A 14,816-nucleotide genomic window follows, 5' to 3' on the forward strand; every position below is an offset into this window, starting at 1 on the left:
GTCAGGCCTCCTTGCGGGCTACGGCGAAGATCCTTCGGAACGGGAAGACGGTTCCGCGCGGCCCGCTCGGGTAGGCCGCGCGCAGCAGGTCGCGGTATTCGGCGAGGAAGGCGTCGACGGCTTCCAGGTCGTCGCCGAGGGCGGTGAGGACGGGCCGCAGCGCGGTGCCCTTGACCCAGTCGAGCACGGGGTCGGGGCCCTGGAGGAGCTGGTGGTAGGTGGTCTCCCAGACGTCGGCGGTGCAGCCGAGCTCGGTGAACCGGGCGAGGTATTCGGCGGGTTCGAGAAGGTGGATGTAGCGGGCGCCGTGGCCGGCCAGGCGGGAGCGCCAGCGCGGGGCGTCGCACAGCTGCGCGAGGAGGGCGTGGCTGGGGGCGGAGAAGTTGCCGGGGATCTGGAAGGCGAGGGTGCCGCCGGGCCGCAGGCCGTTGATCCAGGCGCCGAAGGAGCCGGGGTGGCTGGGGACCCATTGCAGGGCGGCGTTGGAAACGATCAGGTCGTAGGGCTCCTCGGGAAGCCAGCCGGCGATGTCTCCGTGGCGGAAGTCGAGGCTGCCTCCGCCGGCGGTGGGGCCGGCGTACTGCTCGGTGGCGCGCTGGAGCATCTCGGGCGAGAGGTCGAAGCCGGTGATGGCGGCCTCGGCCCAGCGAGTGGTGAGGAGTTCGGTGACGTTGCCGGGGCCGCAGCCGAGGTCGGCGATGCGGGCGGGGCTGGTGGGGAGTTCGGGTATGCGGGTGAGCAGGTCGAGGAAGGGCCGTGTGCGGTGGCCCGCGTGCCGGAGGTACTGCTGGGGATCCCAGGTGGGTGCGGAGGGCGCGGTGGACGTGGGGGTCCCTGCGTGCGCGATATCGGAATACATGTTCGAGCCTCCCTGCTGGCGGGGCGGTCGGAAGCGGAATCTGTTCCGGCCCCCTCCATGCCCCATGCTCGCTTCAATTATATCTCGACGTCAAGATACTCGTGATCGAGATACTCGGGATGAAGAGACTTCACATCGACAGACCCCTTACACTGATCGGCATGGAGGACGAGGTCGACCGACTGGTGGCGGCATGGCGGCGGGAGCGCCCTGACCTCGACGTGGAACCGCTCGAGGTACTGAGCCGCGTCAGCAGGCTCGCGCGCCACCTCGACCGCGCCCGCAGGCTGGCCTTCTCCGAGCACGGCCTGGAGCCCTGGGAGTTCGACGTCCTGACGTCGCTGCGCCGCGCGGGCGCCCCCTACCAGCTCTCCCCCGGCCAGTTGTTGACCCAGACCCTGGTCACCTCCGGCACCATGACCAACCGCATCGACCGGCTCGCGAAGAAGGGTCTGGTCGAACGGCTCCCGGACCCCAGCGACCGCCGCGGGGTCCTGGTGCGGCTCACCCCCGAGGGCCGGGACCGCGCCGACCAGGCCCTCGCCGGGCTGCTCGCCCAGGAACGGGCGATCCTGGCCCAGCTCTCGCAGAGCCAGCGCGGTGATCTCGCCGGGCTGCTACGCCAGTTGACCGCTCCGTTCGACAACATTCCCGGCTAGGTCGGCGGGTCGTACGCCGGCTCGCCGGGCCAGCGCCACCGCGGCCAGCGTGGAGTGCACACCGAGCTTGCCCAGCACGTTCTGCATGTGGGTGCGGACCGTGTGCGGGGACAGGAACAGCCGCGCCGCCACGTCCTTGCGGCCCAGTCCCGCCACCATGCAGCGCAGCACCTCGTGCTCGCGGGGGGTGAGGGACTCCACGAGCCGTTCGCTGTCCGTGCGGTGCTTGCGCGCCGCGGTCAGCTCCCGGAGCACTCCGGTGAGCAGTGCGGGCGGAAGGTGGGTCTCCTCCCGCAGGACCCCGCGGACGACGGCGAGCAGCCGCGAGAGCGAGCAGTCCTTGGCGACCCATCCCGAGGCCCCCGCCTGCAGGGCGAGAGCGGCCCGGCGCGGGTCGTCGCGCTCGGCGAGGACGACCGTACGGACCCCTGGGTGGGCCCCCCGCACCCCGGCCACCAGCGCGATCCCGTCCGAGCCGGGCTGTGGCGGCCCGGCCCCCGGCTCCCGCTGGGCGGGCACGGCCCCGGCGACCGCGCCCAGGTCGGCGTCGACCAGCAGGACGTCGAAGCGGCGGCCCTCGGCCACCGCGCGTTCGAGGCAGCGCAGCGCGGCGGGGCCGCTGCCGGCCGCGGACACGTCCACGTCCGGCTCGGCCGCGAGCGCGGCTGCGAGCGATTCGGCGAAGATGCGGTGATCGTCGACGACGAGAACCCGGATACGAACCACAAAACCCCCAAGGGTAGGGGAACGGACGACGGCGGGTACGGCGCCAGGACCGGGTGATCCGCAGCCCCCGGCCGCCGCCGAGACATATCTGCACTACCCCGGACCGGACGCCGTACCCGACTTGTCTCGACCCCTGAATCAACACCGGCCCCCACCGGTGTCACGCCTCAGCGTAGGGCCGGGGGCGGCTCGCAGTTGGCCGAATAGCAGAAGTTTTTCCCGGGGATTTGAGGAGTGTGCGTTCCGGCGGGGCTCGGCCGTGGCTTGAATTCGCCTGAATCGGGGGCCTGTGGGACGTCTTGCGTGCGGGCGCGTGCCATCGGCAGGTGCACGGGGGGCATTTCACCCGGCGTGCGCACGCCGGGCGCCCGCGCGCAGCGCCCGGCTGCGGCGCATGGCCCCAGCCCACACGCCCCCGTTGAGCGCCCACTGATCCGAGCGCCCCCCAGTCCCGACGGCCCTGATGAGCAGCCGAGTGAGCCGAGGGGGCGCGGCGGGGAGAGGGGCCGAACGCGCGGAGGAAACCGTGAGGCACGGACGGTTTCCGAGCACGTACGGCCCCACGAGCCGACACCGGGCGCCCCGGAGGTGAACCGGGGCCGGACGTCAGGAGGTGCGGCGGGCGAAGTTCCAGGCGTCCTGGATGATGCCGGTGAGGTCCGAGCGGTTCGGGGTCCAGCCGAGGCGCTCGTGGGCCGTGCGGGCGGAGGCGACCAGCATGGCCGGGTCGCCGGCCCGGCGCGGGGCGACGACCTCGGGGATCTCCCGGCCGGTGACCTTGCGGACGGTCTCGATGACCTCGCGCACGGAGAACCCGCTGCCGTTGCCCAGGTTGCAGATCAGGTGCTCCCCTGCGGTGGCCGCCTGCAGGGCGGCCAGGTGGGCCTCGGCGAGGTCGGCGACGTGGATGTAGTCGCGGACGCAGGTGCCGTCGGGGGTGGGGTAGTCCTCGCCGAAGACGGAGATCGACTCGCGTTCGCCGAGTGCGACCTGGAGGACCAGCGGGATCAGGTGCGTCTCGGGGCTGTGGCGCTCGCCGAAGGCGCCGTAGGCGCCGGCCACGTTGAAGTAGCGCAGGGACACCGCGGCCAGGCCGTGCGCGACGCACTCCCCCGCGATCATGTGGTCGACGGCCAGCTTCGAGGCGCCGTACGGGTTGGTCGGCGCGGTCACCGAGGCTTCGGTGAGCAGGCCCTCGGTCGGCTCGCCGTAGGTGGCGGCGGTGGAGGAGAAGACGAGCCTGCGTACGCCGGCCTCGCGCATCGCGGCCAGCAGGGCGAGGGTGCCGCCGACGTTGTTCTCCCAGTACTTGCCGGGGTTCACCACGGACTCGCCGACCTGTGAGGAGGCGGCGAAGTGCAGCACGGCGTCGTAGGAGGAGTCGATGTGGCGGGCGGCGTCCTGGATGCGGCCCTCGACGAAGGTGGCGCCTTCGGGGACGCCGACGCGGAAGCCGGTGCTGAGGTCGTCGAGGACGGTGACCTCGTGGCCGGCCTCCAGGAGGTGGGCCGCGACCACGCTGCCGACGTATCCGGCGCCACCGGTTACCAGGTACTTACTCACTCGCCTACTGCCTCTCGCGGGGGACCACGCGCGTGTGGATGCGCGTGCTTGGGCACTGGCTTACCCGATGCGGCACCCGCGGGGGAAATCGGCGGCCCCGGCAGCCTCCGGTCAGCCGCGCTGCTCGGGGGACGACGGTCCGGGCAGGGCCCGGTCCAGCAGGCCGGTGCGGGCGGCCAGCGCGGCCGCTTCCAGCCGTGATCCGACGCCCAGCTTCATCAGGACCCGCTGTACGTGGGTGCGGGCGGTGCTCGGCGCGATCGCCATGCCCGCGGCGATCAGGCGGGTGTCCTCGCCTTCGGCGACCCGTACCAGCACCTCCACTTCGCGCGGGGTCAGCAGCCGCAACAGGCGGCTGCCTTCGTCGTCGGGCTGGACGGCCGGGTTGAGGAGCTCCGAGAAGGCCCCCTGGAGCAGTTGCGGGGCGATCGCCGCCTCTCCCGCCCGTGCCTTGGCCAGCGCCCGCTCCACCCCCTCGATGCGCTCGTCCTGGCGTACGTACCCGGAGGCGCCGGCGGCGAAGGCGGCGGCGATCCCGCGCGGGCTGGGGACGGGGCCGAGGACGACCACGGCGATCTGCGGTCGCTCCCGTTTGATGCGGACGACCGGTTCGAAGGCTCCGGGCTCGGCGGGGTTGGCGGTGCCGAGGAGGCAGACCTCCGGGGCACGGCCGATGACGAGCTCGGCGGCGCCCGCCGCCGGGGCCGCGGCGGCCAGGACCCGGTGGCCGCGCAGTTTCAGGGCAGAGGCCAGTGCCTCGGCCAGCAGCCGGTGGTCGTCGACGACCACGACGCGTACGCCCATTGAGGAACCCACCCCCCACCCTTCTGCCCCGGCAAGCTACACGCTTGTTCGACGGCGCGAGGGGGATACCGCGCAGAAGCCCCCGATCGGTACGGACCGTTCGGGGGCTCCATGCGGACATGCGGTGCTGTGCGGATCAGCTCGCGGTGAACGAGACGAAGAGGTACTCGGGGTCGGCCGAGTACGGCTTGCTGACGTTCTGCTTGGACATGAAGAGCTTGCCGTTGTGGTAGCGCAGCTCGGAGGAGAAGTCGGGCGAGAAGGAGGTCTCGGCGCGCCGGATGTCCTTGTCGGCCGGGTTCTCCATGAGGAGGGTCTCCTTCATCGTCTTGCCGTCGATGCTGACGATCTGGCCGCCCTTGTCGTACGGGGGGACCTTGTAGGCGATGATGTTCGACCCGTCCATGCGCAGCGGGTACATGGTGTACCGCTCGCCCGCGTCGGCGCGGTCGGTGGTCTGCTTGCCGGTCTCCAGGTCGAAGGAGAGCAGTTCGTTGGTGCGGCCGGTGGGCGACTGGCCCTGGTGCTCGGCGGAGGGCACGTAGATCTTGCCGTTGCCGACGACCATGTTGGAGCACTTCTCGACGTCGGTGGAGCCGCACTTGGCGGCGAAGGTGCCGGCGGCGAGCGGGATGCGCGCCTTCAGCTCGCCCTTGGGGTCGACGACGAACAGGTCGCTGACGCCCTTGCCGCCCTTGGCGTTGTCGCCGACGTCGGCGGCGACGACGAACGGCTTGGTGGAGACGATGTGCGCGTACTCGATGCCCTGGGAGAGCTTGTAGGAGCCGGTGGGGGCGCCCGTGGCCGGGTCGAGGAGCTGCGCGTGCAGGGTGTAGTTGGGGTGCTGGCCGCACTTGCGGATGGCGGCGAGGGCCTCTCCGCCCGCGTAGCCGGTGTCGCGGCAGCTCTCGCCGTCGACCTTGGGCTGCCACAGGTTCTTGCCGTCGGCGAGGTTCCAGGCGGCGCCGCCGCCGGAGACGCCGGCCGCGGCGACGGTCTTGCCGCTGAGGGTGATCTCGGAGAACTGGACTGGCTTGTCGCCGCCGTTGGCGCTCTTGATGTTGCCGGACCAGACGAGCTTGCCGGCTTCGAGGTCGACGACGCCGACCTCGGTGCACGGCGGGTACTTGTTGTCGACGCTGGGCTGGGCGGGCCTGAAGAGGACGGCCGTCTTCTTCTCGCTGACGTGCGGGGTGGCTCCGCAGACCTCGCCCGCGAGGGGGACCTCCCACTTCTTGCCGCCGTCGACGAGGTTGTACCCGACGACCTTCGACACGTCGGACTTGACGTAGGTGCTGTCGGTCAGCCAGGAGCCGTTGACGGACACGAGGTCGGTGACGGTCGGGGCGGGGTGGTTGTAGAGGGTCTTCGACTTGGGGTTGCCGGGGACCTTCTCGGTGCCGGGCGCGAAGGCCTGGTTCTTGTCGCCGCCCGGGGAGGCGCTGGGGTCGCTCTGTGCGACGTCCTCCTTGCCGCCGTCCCCGGAGGCGTACCAGAGGCCGCCGCCGACGATCAGGACGATGGCCAGGAGGGCCGCGCCGACGATCATCAGCTGGGTGCGCTTGTCCCCGCCGCCGCCACTGCCGGCCGGGGGCTGGGCGGGGGGCACCGGCGCGCCGTACTGCGCGGGCGCGGCGGGCTGCTGCGGGTATCCGTAGCCGGGGTCGGGCTGCGGGTAGCCGTACGCGGGCTGCCCGGCCGGCGGCTGCTGGGCGGCGGGCGGTCCCGGCGGCGGGGCGGGCGGGCCGGCGGGCGGTCCTGCGGGCGGCTTGGGCGCTCCGAACCCGCCCGGCGGGGGATCCTGCGGCGCTCCGAAGCCGCCGGACGGCGGCTGGCTGGGGGGCGGCGGGGTACTCATCGGTTGCTGTTGCCTCTCGGTGGACGGCTCGTCGGACGGCGTGCCGGACGGGTGTTCACTTGCCGAAGACCATCAGGAGCTTCTCGTCCTTGTCCTGGGCGAGCAGGCGGGTCGTGGAGATGAAGAAGCGTCCGTCGGCGTAGTCGACGTCCGGGGAGTAGAAGGAGCTCTCGATCGGTGCGGAGGGGCCCGACGGGTGGCGCAGGAGCGCGGTGGGGGTGCTGCCGTCCGCGGGGATCGAGACGACTTCGCCGCCCTGGTTGGATTCGGCCTTGCGGTAGGCGATCAGCTGCCCGTTGGCGGCCTTGAGCGGCTCCAGGGTGCGTCCCTCGCCTGCCGGGACGCGCCATGTGGCCTTGCCGGTGTTCAGGTCGAAGGCGACGACCTCGTTGGCCTTGCCGAGGTCGGCCCGGGTGGGGAGGTAGAGGGTGCCCGCGTCGACGACTGCGGTGGCGCAGCCCTGCAGGGAGTCGTCGTGGCTGACGCTGCACTCGGTGGAGAACTTGCCGTCGCCGGAGAGCGTGGTGCGCTGCTTGCCGTCGGGTCCGAGGACCACGATGGAGCTCTCCTTCGTGGCGGCGTTCGTGAGGTGGAGGACGATGGGGTCGAGGCCGTAGACGCGGGAGACCTTCCAGCCCTTGGGGAGCCGGTGGGTCCACGTCTTCTTGCCGGTGACCGGGTCGGCGTCCTGGACCTCGACGGTCATGTCGGCGTCGTTGCAGGTGGCGACGCCGATCATCTTGCCGTTGCCGGCGGCGTAGGCGCCGGGTACGCAGCCTTCGGCGGGGCTGCCGAAGAGCTTCTCACCGGTGCTGATCTTGAACGCGGTGGCGCGGGTGAGGCGGTTGACGGTGACGGTGTCCCCCGTCATGGCGAGGCTGGGGTCGAGGAACATGTCGAAGGCGCTCTCCTTGGCCACCTCCTTGGACCAGCCCTCCTTGCCCGCCTTGAGGTCGACCATGCGGATCTGGTTGCAGTTGGCGGTCGCCGAGGGGCCGTCCGCGTACATGACGACGGTCTTGCCGTCGTCGGTGGTCCGCTTGGTCGTGCCGCAGATGTCCGCGGGGAAGGTGATCGCCCACTTCTCCTTGCCGTCGGCGATCGCGTAACCCTTGATCGTCTTGCCGACGGTCTTGGCCACGGTGTCGCCCACGACCCACTGGCCACGGGTGGCCACGCCGGCGCCCGGGCCGTCGATCTTGGTGGTCTTGAGCCAGAGGACCTTGTCCTCGCCCTGCTTGCGGCCGGCGTTGAGGTCGGTCTGCTGGTTGCCGCCGGGGCCGCTGCCGTCGCCCACGTCCACGGACGCGGAGGCGGAGGGCTTGGCGTCGCCGGACTCCTGGGCGACGGGCTGCGCGGGGTCCTCGTCGCCGGTGCCGAAGGCGACGTAGCCGACGCCGCCGAGGACGAGGACGCCGGCGACGGAGGCGGCGACGATCAGGGGCAGCTTCTTCTTCGGCGGCATGCCGGGCGCGCCGGGCGGGGGCGGCTGCAGACCGTGGGCCGGGTACGCCGGGACGGTGGGCGGCTGCGGCACGTGGCCGGGCTGCTGGGGGTGTCCGGGCTGCTGCGCGTAGGGGTTCTCGCCCTGCTGGGGATACCCGTACGCCTGCTGCGGCGGGCCGGGCAGGTGTCCGTAACCGGAAGGTGTCGGCGGCTGGTTCGGCGGCTTGGGCGGCTCGGTCATCAGCGCACTTTCGGCTTCGGCGGGTCGGGGAGAATGACCTTTCTATCACTGACACCGTGCATACAACGGACCGGTCCACCCCCTGTTCCCAAGGGAGGACCGGCCCGTGACGCCGTCGTTATCCGGTCAGTTGGCCCCTAGGACCCACGGAATCTAGGCCTCCTCGGCGAGCTCCAGCCAGCGCATCTCCAATTCGTCGCGGTCGGCGAGAAGTTCGCGCAGCTCCGCGTCGAGCTTGGCCACCTTGTCGTAGTCGGTGGAGTGTTCGGCGATCTGGGCGTGCAGGTTCCCCTCGCGGTCGGCGAGCTTGTTGAGCTGCCGCTCGATCTTCTGGAGTTCCTTCTTCGCGGCGCGCGAGTCCCCGGAGGAGGTGGACTTCGCGGCGGCGGCCGGCGCGGGCGCCGGGGCGGCCGCCTCGATCATCTTCTGGCGGCGCTCCAGGTACTCGTCCAGGCCGCGCGGCAGCATCCGCAGGCTGGCGTCGCCGAGCAGGGCCATGACGGTGTCGGTGGTGCGCTCGATGAAGAACCGGTCGTGGGAGATCACGATCATCGAGCCGGGCCAGCCGTCGAGGAGGTCCTCCAGCTGGGTCAGGGTCTCGATGTCGAGGTCGTTGGTGGGCTCGTCGAGGAAGAGGACGTTGGGCTCGTCCATCAGCAGGCGCAGGATCTGCAGCCGGCGGCGCTCACCGCCGGAGAGGTCGCCGACGGGCGTCCACTGCTTCTCCTTGGTGAAGCCGAACTGCTCGCACAGCTGGCCGGCCGTCATCTCACGGCCCTTGCCGAGGTCGACCCGGTCGCGGACGCGCTGGACCGCCTCCAGGACCCGCAGGGACGGGTCGAGTTCGCCGACCTCCTGGGAGAGGTAGGCCAGCTTGACGGTCTTGCCGACGATGACCTGACCCGCGGCGGGCTGGGCCTCGCCCTGGGTGCGGGCGGCCTCGGCGAGGGCGCGCAGCAGGGAGGTCTTGCCGGCGCCGTTGACGCCGACCAGGCCGACGCGGTCGCCGGGGCCGAGGTGCCAGGTGAGGTGCTTGAGCAGGGTCTTGGGGCCGGCCTGGACGGTGACGTCCTCGAGGTCGAAGACGGTCTTGCCGAGGCGGGCGTTGGCGAAGCGCATCAGCTCGGACTTGTCGCGCGGCGGCGGCACGTCGGCGATGAGCTCGTTGGCGGCCTCGATGCGGTAGCGGGGCTTGGAGGTGCGCGCGGGGGCCCCGCGGCGCAGCCAGGCGAGCTCCTTGCGCATCAGGTTCTGCCGCTTGGCCTCTTCGGTGGCGGCGATGCGTTCGCGTTCGGCGCGGGCGAAGACGTAGTCGCTGTAGCCGCCCTCGTATTCGAAGACCTCGCCGCGCTGGACGTCCCACATGCGGGTGCAGACCTGGTCGAGGAACCAGCGGTCGTGGGTGACGCAGACGAGTGCGGAGCGGCGCACCTGGAGGTGGCCGGCCAGCCAGGAGATGCCCTCGACGTCGAGGTGGTTGGTGGGCTCGTCGAGGATCAGGAGGTCCTGGTCGGCGATGAGGAGCTTGGCGAGGGCGATGCGGCGGCGCTCGCCGCCGGAGAGCGGTCCGATGACGGTGTCGAGGCCCTGGTTGAAGCCGGGCAGGTCGAGGCCGCCGAAGAGTCCGACGAGGACGTCGCGGATCTTGGCGTTGCCGGCCCACTCGTGGTCGGCCATGTCGCCGATGATCTCGTGGCGGATGGTCGCGGCGGGGTCGAGGGAGTCGTGCTGGGTGAGGACCCCCATGCGCAGGCCGCCGGACTGGGTGACGCGGCCGCTGTCGGGCTCCTCCAGCTTGGCGAGCATCCGGATGAGGGTGGTCTTGCCGTCGCCGTTGCGGCCGACGACGCCGATCCGGTCCCCCTCGGACACGCCGAGGGAGATGCCGTCCAGCAGGGTACGTGTGCCGTACACCTTGCTGACTGCCTCGACATTGACCAGATTGACGGCCATCAGACGCGCTCCAGGGAAGGGGTGTGGATCAGCCCCTCAGCCTAACCCTCCGGACCGGGGCGGACCGTTCCACCAGCCAGGCGCCCGCCACGGCCATGCCGATGGCCGCCGGTGCGGTGACGGGGAAGGCGATCAGGGTGGCGCTGTGGCCGTCGAGCAGGCCTCCGAGTCCGGTCATGGAAACCCCCAGGACACCGAGGAGGCACAGGGTGATCCCGAGGGCGGCGACGGGGCCGGCGGCGGATCCCGGGGGGCCGGCCGGACGGGCGGGCGCGGGGGCCTCGAAGCGGCGGAACAGGACGACGAACAGGCCGGTCAGCGCCGCCGCTGCCAGGATCCGTACGGGGACCTGCGCCCACCAGGCGGCAGTGGCGGGGGCGGGCAGGTCCATGCCGAGGGCGAGCTGCGCCCCGTACACGGCGAGCATCGCGGTGAGGTGCCAGAGGAAGGCGGTCATGGCGACGCCGTTGGCGGCGACGACCGTACGCCACACGCGGGGACGCCGCAGCCAGGCGCCGACGGGCCGGGCGGCGAGCTGCACGGCGCCGACGAGCCACAGGCCGTGGCAGAGCAGGGCGAGGGTGGGCGGGGCCATGTTGGACACCTTCTCGCCAGGCATCCCCACCATGGACAGCGGGTACGGGCCGCAGGCGACCAGCAGCGCGGCCCCGGCGAGGCCGGCGGCGGCGAGGAGGGCGGGCCGGCGGATGCGTCCGTCGGCGCGGAGGAAGCCGAGCTGATGGACGGCGAGCCAGACGAGGGCGAAGTTCAGGAACTCCACGTAGGGGACGCCGAGCGCGAAGCGCAGTACGTCGACCAGTGCGGCGGCGCCGGCCAGCGCGGCGAAGACCGCCCAGCCGTGCCGCTCGTGGAGCTTCAGCAGCGGCGGGGTGAAGGCGACCATGGCCAGGTAGATCCCGATGAACCACAGCGGCTGGGTGACCAGCCGCAGCGCGGCGCCGGTCAGCGGGCCGCCGCCGCGGCCGGCGAGCTGCACGGCGAGCGCGACGCCGGCCCACACCAGGACGAAGGCGAGGGTGGGCCGCAGCAGCCGCCGCAGCCGGGCCCTCAGGAAGACGGCGTAGACGGGGCCGTCGTGGCGGCGGGCCAGGGAGCGGTAGGAGAGGGCGTGCGAGAAACCGCCGACGAAGAAGAAGACCGGCATGATCTGGAGCCCCCAGGTCAGCACCTGGAGTGCGGGCACGAGGGCGAGCAGGTTCCCTATGCCGTCGCCGCTGACCGCCGCCATCAGCCAGTGCCCGGCGACGACCGTGCCGAGCGAGGCGACGCGCAGCAGGTCGACGTACCGGTCGCGGTCGGCGGGTGTGGCGGCGGCCATGGCGCGCGCGGTGGCTGTCATGCACCCACGCTCTCCCCCGCCGCCCGCCCCTCGACAGGGCGCGGGTACTCAACTCCGGCCTGAGTACGGCGGGCCCGGCCGCGCCGGCGTTCGGGACCCGGGACCGGGGGCGGCGCCCCGGCGCACGGGCCGCGGGTCAGGACGGCGGCAGGAGCGTGGCTCCCGGGGCGGGGGACGAGGCGATGCGGGTGGCGCGGCAGGTGCCGGAGGCCTCGAGGGCGGCGGCGGCCTTGGCGGCGGCCTCCTCGTCGGCGACCAGGAAGGCCGTCGTCGGGCCCGAGCCGGAGACCAGGGCGGCCAGGGCGCCGGCTGCGAGGCCGGCGTCCAGCGTGGCCGCCAGCGACGGCCGCAGCGAGAGGGCCGCGGGCTGGAGGTCGTTGGCCAGGGTGGCGGCCAGCGCGTCCGGGTCGCCGGAGGCGAGGGCCGCGAGGAGGGCCGGGGAGGCCTGGGGCTCCGGGATGTGCGTGCCTTCGGCGAGGCGGTCGAACTCGCGGAAGACGGCCGGGGTGGACAGGCCTCCGTCGGCCACCGCGAACACCCAGTGGAAGGAACCGGCGGGCACCGGGGTGAGGACCTCGCCGCGGCCGGTGCCGAGGGCTGCGCCGCCGACGAGGCTGAAGGGGACGTCGCTGCCGAGCTCCGCACAGATGTCGAGGAGTTCCTCGCGCGGGGTGTCCAGGCCCCACAGGGCGTCGCAGGCCAGCAGGGCCGCCGCGCCGTCGGCGCTGCCGCCCGCCATGCCGCCGGCGACGGGGATGTTCTTGGCGATGTGCAGGTGCACCAGGGGGGCGAGGCCGTTGCGGGCGGCGAGGATCTCGGCCGCGCGCGCCGCGAGGTTGGTGCGGTCCAGCGGGACCTTGTCGGCGTCCGGGCCCTCGCACGTCACCGTCAGCGCGTCGGCCGGGGCCGCCGTCACCTCGTCGAAGAGGGAGACGGCGAGGAAGACGCTGGCCAGGTCGTGGAAGCCGTCGGGGCGGGCCGCGCCGACCGCCAGCTGGACGTTGACCTTCGCGGGGACCCGTACGGTGACGGGCGTCGTACGCGGGCTCGTGTTCGTGCGCGTGCGCGTGCTCACAGGGCGGGCCTCTCCGGCGTGGGCTTGTGCTCGGCGATCGCGGCGAACTCCTCCACCGTCAGGGACTCACCGCGGGCCTGCGGGGAGACGCCCGCGGCGACGAGCGCGGCCTCCGCGCCCGCCGCCGAGCCGGCCCAGCCGGCCAGGGCGGCGCGCAGGGTCTTGCGGCGCTGCGCGAACGCCGCGTCGACGACCGCGAAGACCTCTTCCTTCGAGGCGCTGGTCCTGATCGGCTCGGTGCGCCGCACGAGGGAGACGAGACCGGAGTCGACGTTGGGCGCGGGCCAGAACACCTTGCGGCCGATGGCTCCGGCGCGCTTCACGTGCGCGTACCAGTTGGCCTTGACGGAGGGCACCCCGTAGACCTTGTTGCCGGGCTCGGCGGCCAGCCGGTCGGCGACCTCCGCCTGGACCATGACGAGGGTCCGCTCGATGCTCGGGAAGCGGTCGAGCATGGTGAGCAGGACGGGCACGGCCACGTTGTACGGCAGGTTCGCGACGAGCGCCGTCGGCGCCGGGCCGGGCAGTTCGGTCACGAGCATCGCGTCGGAGTGGACCAGCGCGAAGCGGTCCTTCTTCGCGGGCATGCGGGCCTCGATGGTGGCGGGCAGCGCGGCCGCCAGGATGTCGTCGATCTCGACGGCGACGACCCGGTCGGCGGCCTCCAGCAGCGCGAGCGTCAGCGAGCCCAGCCCGGGGCCGACCTCGACGACCACGTCGTCCGGGCGGACCTCGGCGGTGCGCACGATCCGGCGCACCGTGTTGGCGTCGATGACGAAGTTCTGCCCCTTCTGCTTCGTCGGGCGTACGCCGAGGGCGGCGGCCAGCTCCCTGACGTCGGCGGGGCCGAGGAGGGCGTCGGGGGTGCTGGGCGCGGGGTTATCGGGCTGCTGCTCTGCGGTGCTCACCGGTAAAGCGTCTCAGATCGGCGGAGCGGTCCCGACGACGACGTGAACCTCCGGCGCCGGACGTGGCCCGCGGCCTACGACGTGAGCCTGCGGCCGCAGTGGGGCCACGGGCTCGCGCCCCGCTGCACGTAGAGCTTCTTCGCCCGGTAGGTCTGTTCCGCGGCCGGGGCGTCCTGGGGGCGGCCGCTCCCGCCGAGGCCCTGCCAGGTGCGGACGTCGAACTGGTACAGGCCGCCGTACGTCCCCGACGCGTCGGTGGCGGAGGGGCGGCCCCCGGACTCGCACTGGGCGAGGGCCGCCCAGTTGAGGCCGTCCGCGCCGGAGACGGAGCTCGGCAGCGGCCTGGTGCCGACCCTGACCAGCTGGGTGACGGGCTCGCGCACCACCTCGTCGGCGATGGCGCGGGGCTTCTGCCGGACCCCGTTGACGGTGCGCAGGCTGTAGGTGACCCTGCGCGCGCCGGGCCGGCCGGCGCGCTCGACGACCTCGGTTCCGGCGAACAGCTCGGCGTCCCTGACCTTCTCGGTCGCGAAGGGGATGCGCTCCTCGCGGACCTCGCGGGTGCCGGTGATCCGGAGCACGGTGACGGTCTGCCCGTCGCGCGGGAAGTCGGTGGGCGGTACGGAGGTGGTGTCCTGGCCCTGGAGGGTGATGCCCGCCTGGTCGAGGGCCTCCTGGACGGTGGCGGCGTTGGTGCGGATGGTGCGCTCGCGGCCGTCGGCCATGAAGGTGACGCTGCGCTCGGTACGGACGCTGAGGGCCAGGCCGGCGCGCGGTACGGGGGCGGTGCGCGGAGCGGAGAGGTAGGCGCCCTCGGCGCGGATGCCGAACTGGCGCAGGGCGCCGTCGACGGTGCGGGCGGTGGTCCACACCTGGCGCTGCTGTCCGTCGAGGGTCAGGCGCAGGGGGCGGCCGTAGCGGACGACGATCTCCTCGCCGTCGTCGAGGGGTTCGCCGGGGGCGGGGGCGACGAGGTCGTGGGGGCCGACGTCGACGCCTTCCGCGACGAGGAGTTCCTCGACGTCGCCGGCGAAGGTGTGCAGCTCCCTGGGGACTCCGTCGACGGTGAGGCGTACCGATTTGTCTGCGGCGACGAACGCGGTCGTGCCGCCTGCGAGGAAGGCGACGACCAGGGCCTGCGGCACGATCCGCCGCCAGTTCCCGGCGGGGGCGGCGGGGCCGATGAGCACGGGCACCGCGGCCCGGCGGCGGCCGTGCCCCGTCCCGGCGGGCGCGGGGACGGCCGGTTCGGCGGCGCCGCGGCGCCGGCCGGTGCCGGCGGGGGGCTCCTCGACGGCGGTACGGCCGCGGGCGCGCCGGCCCGGGGCGGACGCGCCGGAGTCGGGGAGGGGGGGGGTCCGGGT

Annotated in this window: 12 protein-coding genes; 1 reads left to right on the forward strand and 11 read right to left on the reverse strand. The window is 72.9% G+C overall.

The window, feature by feature from the left end:
• Position 1 precedes the first annotated feature (1 nt).
• Positions 2-859: a trans-aconitate 2-methyltransferase gene (locus IH80_RS0133705; protein WP_030965526.1), complete on the reverse strand. Its 858-nt coding sequence runs from the start codon at positions 857-859 to the stop codon at positions 2-4.
• A gap of 161 nt (positions 860-1,020) precedes the next feature.
• On the opposite strand from IH80_RS0133705, the gene IH80_RS0133710 reads away from it, so the two are divergent.
• Positions 1,021-1,518, forward strand: coding sequence for a MarR family winged helix-turn-helix transcriptional regulator (locus IH80_RS0133710; protein WP_030659599.1), 498 nt, complete (start codon positions 1,021-1,023; stop codon positions 1,516-1,518).
• Here the strand turns inward: IH80_RS0133710 and IH80_RS0133715 are convergent.
• The 10 genes from IH80_RS0133715 to IH80_RS0133760 form a co-directional block, all read right to left on the reverse strand.
• Positions 1,477-2,244, reverse strand: a complete 768-nt coding sequence (locus IH80_RS0133715; RefSeq protein WP_030965527.1) for a LuxR C-terminal-related transcriptional regulator — start codon at positions 2,242-2,244, stop codon at positions 1,477-1,479. The genes IH80_RS0133710 and IH80_RS0133715 overlap by 42 nt on opposite strands.
• 606 nt (positions 2,245-2,850) lie before the next feature.
• Complete coding sequence (gene galE / locus IH80_RS0133720; RefSeq protein ID WP_030965528.1) at positions 2,851-3,807, reverse strand: UDP-glucose 4-epimerase GalE; 957 nt, start codon at positions 3,805-3,807, stop codon at positions 2,851-2,853.
• 111 nt (positions 3,808-3,918) lie between these two features.
• On the reverse strand, positions 3,919-4,611 hold the full coding sequence (locus tag IH80_RS0133725) for a response regulator transcription factor (protein WP_030965529.1): 693 nt from the start codon (positions 4,609-4,611) through the stop codon (positions 3,919-3,921).
• Positions 4,612-4,747: 136 nt separating this feature from the next.
• Entirely contained in the window at positions 4,748-6,469 is a 1,722-nt protein-coding gene (locus tag IH80_RS0133730; RefSeq protein ID WP_030965530.1) for a PQQ-binding-like beta-propeller repeat protein, read from the reverse strand.
• A 55-nt stretch (positions 6,470-6,524) separates the two neighbouring features.
• Positions 6,525-8,156, reverse strand: coding sequence for a PQQ-binding-like beta-propeller repeat protein (locus IH80_RS0133735; protein ID WP_030965531.1), 1,632 nt, complete (start codon positions 8,154-8,156; stop codon positions 6,525-6,527).
• A gap of 153 nt (positions 8,157-8,309) precedes the next feature.
• On the reverse strand, positions 8,310-10,109 hold the full coding sequence (locus tag IH80_RS0133740; protein ID WP_030965532.1) for an ABC-F family ATP-binding cassette domain-containing protein: 1,800 nt from the start codon (positions 10,107-10,109) through the stop codon (positions 8,310-8,312).
• A gap of 28 nt (positions 10,110-10,137) precedes the next feature.
• Positions 10,138-11,469, reverse strand: coding sequence for an acyltransferase family protein (locus IH80_RS0133745; protein ID WP_030965533.1), 1,332 nt, complete (start codon positions 11,467-11,469; stop codon positions 10,138-10,140).
• Positions 11,470-11,605: 136 nt separating this feature from the next.
• Positions 11,606-12,544, reverse strand: coding sequence for a 4-(cytidine 5'-diphospho)-2-C-methyl-D-erythritol kinase (locus IH80_RS0133750; protein ID WP_037881915.1), 939 nt, complete (start codon positions 12,542-12,544; stop codon positions 11,606-11,608).
• Positions 12,541-13,452, reverse strand: a complete 912-nt coding sequence (rsmA, locus tag IH80_RS0133755; RefSeq protein ID WP_030965536.1) for a 16S rRNA (adenine(1518)-N(6)/adenine(1519)-N(6))-dimethyltransferase RsmA — start codon at positions 13,450-13,452, stop codon at positions 12,541-12,543. The genes IH80_RS0133750 and rsmA overlap by 4 nt, the downstream gene beginning before the upstream one ends.
• Before the next feature lie 74 nt (positions 13,453-13,526).
• Positions 13,527-14,816, reverse strand: a 1,290-nt coding sequence (locus tag IH80_RS0133760; protein ID WP_234432468.1) for a resuscitation-promoting factor, incomplete at its 5' end; no start/stop codon positions are given.

Origin of the sequence: Streptomyces sp. NRRL S-378, from assembly GCF_000720645.1 — a bacterium.
In the GTDB taxonomy this organism is placed as follows: domain Bacteria; phylum Actinomycetota; class Actinomycetes; order Streptomycetales; family Streptomycetaceae; genus Streptomyces.

Excerpts from the sequence above, each read along its gene's own strand:
- IH80_RS0133710 (WP_030659599.1), top strand. The coding sequence starts at position 1,021 with ATGGAGGACGAGGTCGACCGACTGGTGGCGGCATGGCGGCGGGAGCGC.
- IH80_RS0133740 (WP_030965532.1), bottom strand. The coding sequence starts at position 10,109 with ATGGCCGTCAATCTGGTCAATGTCGAGGCAGTCAGCAAGGTGTACGGC.
- IH80_RS0133725 (WP_030965529.1), bottom strand. The coding sequence starts at position 4,611 with ATGGGCGTACGCGTCGTGGTCGTCGACGACCACCGGCTGCTGGCCGAG.
- IH80_RS0133735 (WP_030965531.1), bottom strand. The coding sequence starts at position 8,156 with ATGACCGAGCCGCCCAAGCCGCCGAACCAGCCGCCGACACCTTCCGGT.
- IH80_RS0133730 (WP_030965530.1), bottom strand. The coding sequence starts at position 6,469 with ATGAGTACCCCGCCGCCCCCCAGCCAGCCGCCGTCCGGCGGCTTCGGA.
- IH80_RS0133745 (WP_030965533.1), bottom strand. The coding sequence starts at position 11,469 with ATGACAGCCACCGCGCGCGCCATGGCCGCCGCCACACCCGCCGACCGC.
- IH80_RS0133705 (WP_030965526.1), bottom strand. The coding sequence starts at position 859 with ATGTATTCCGATATCGCGCACGCAGGGACCCCCACGTCCACCGCGCCC.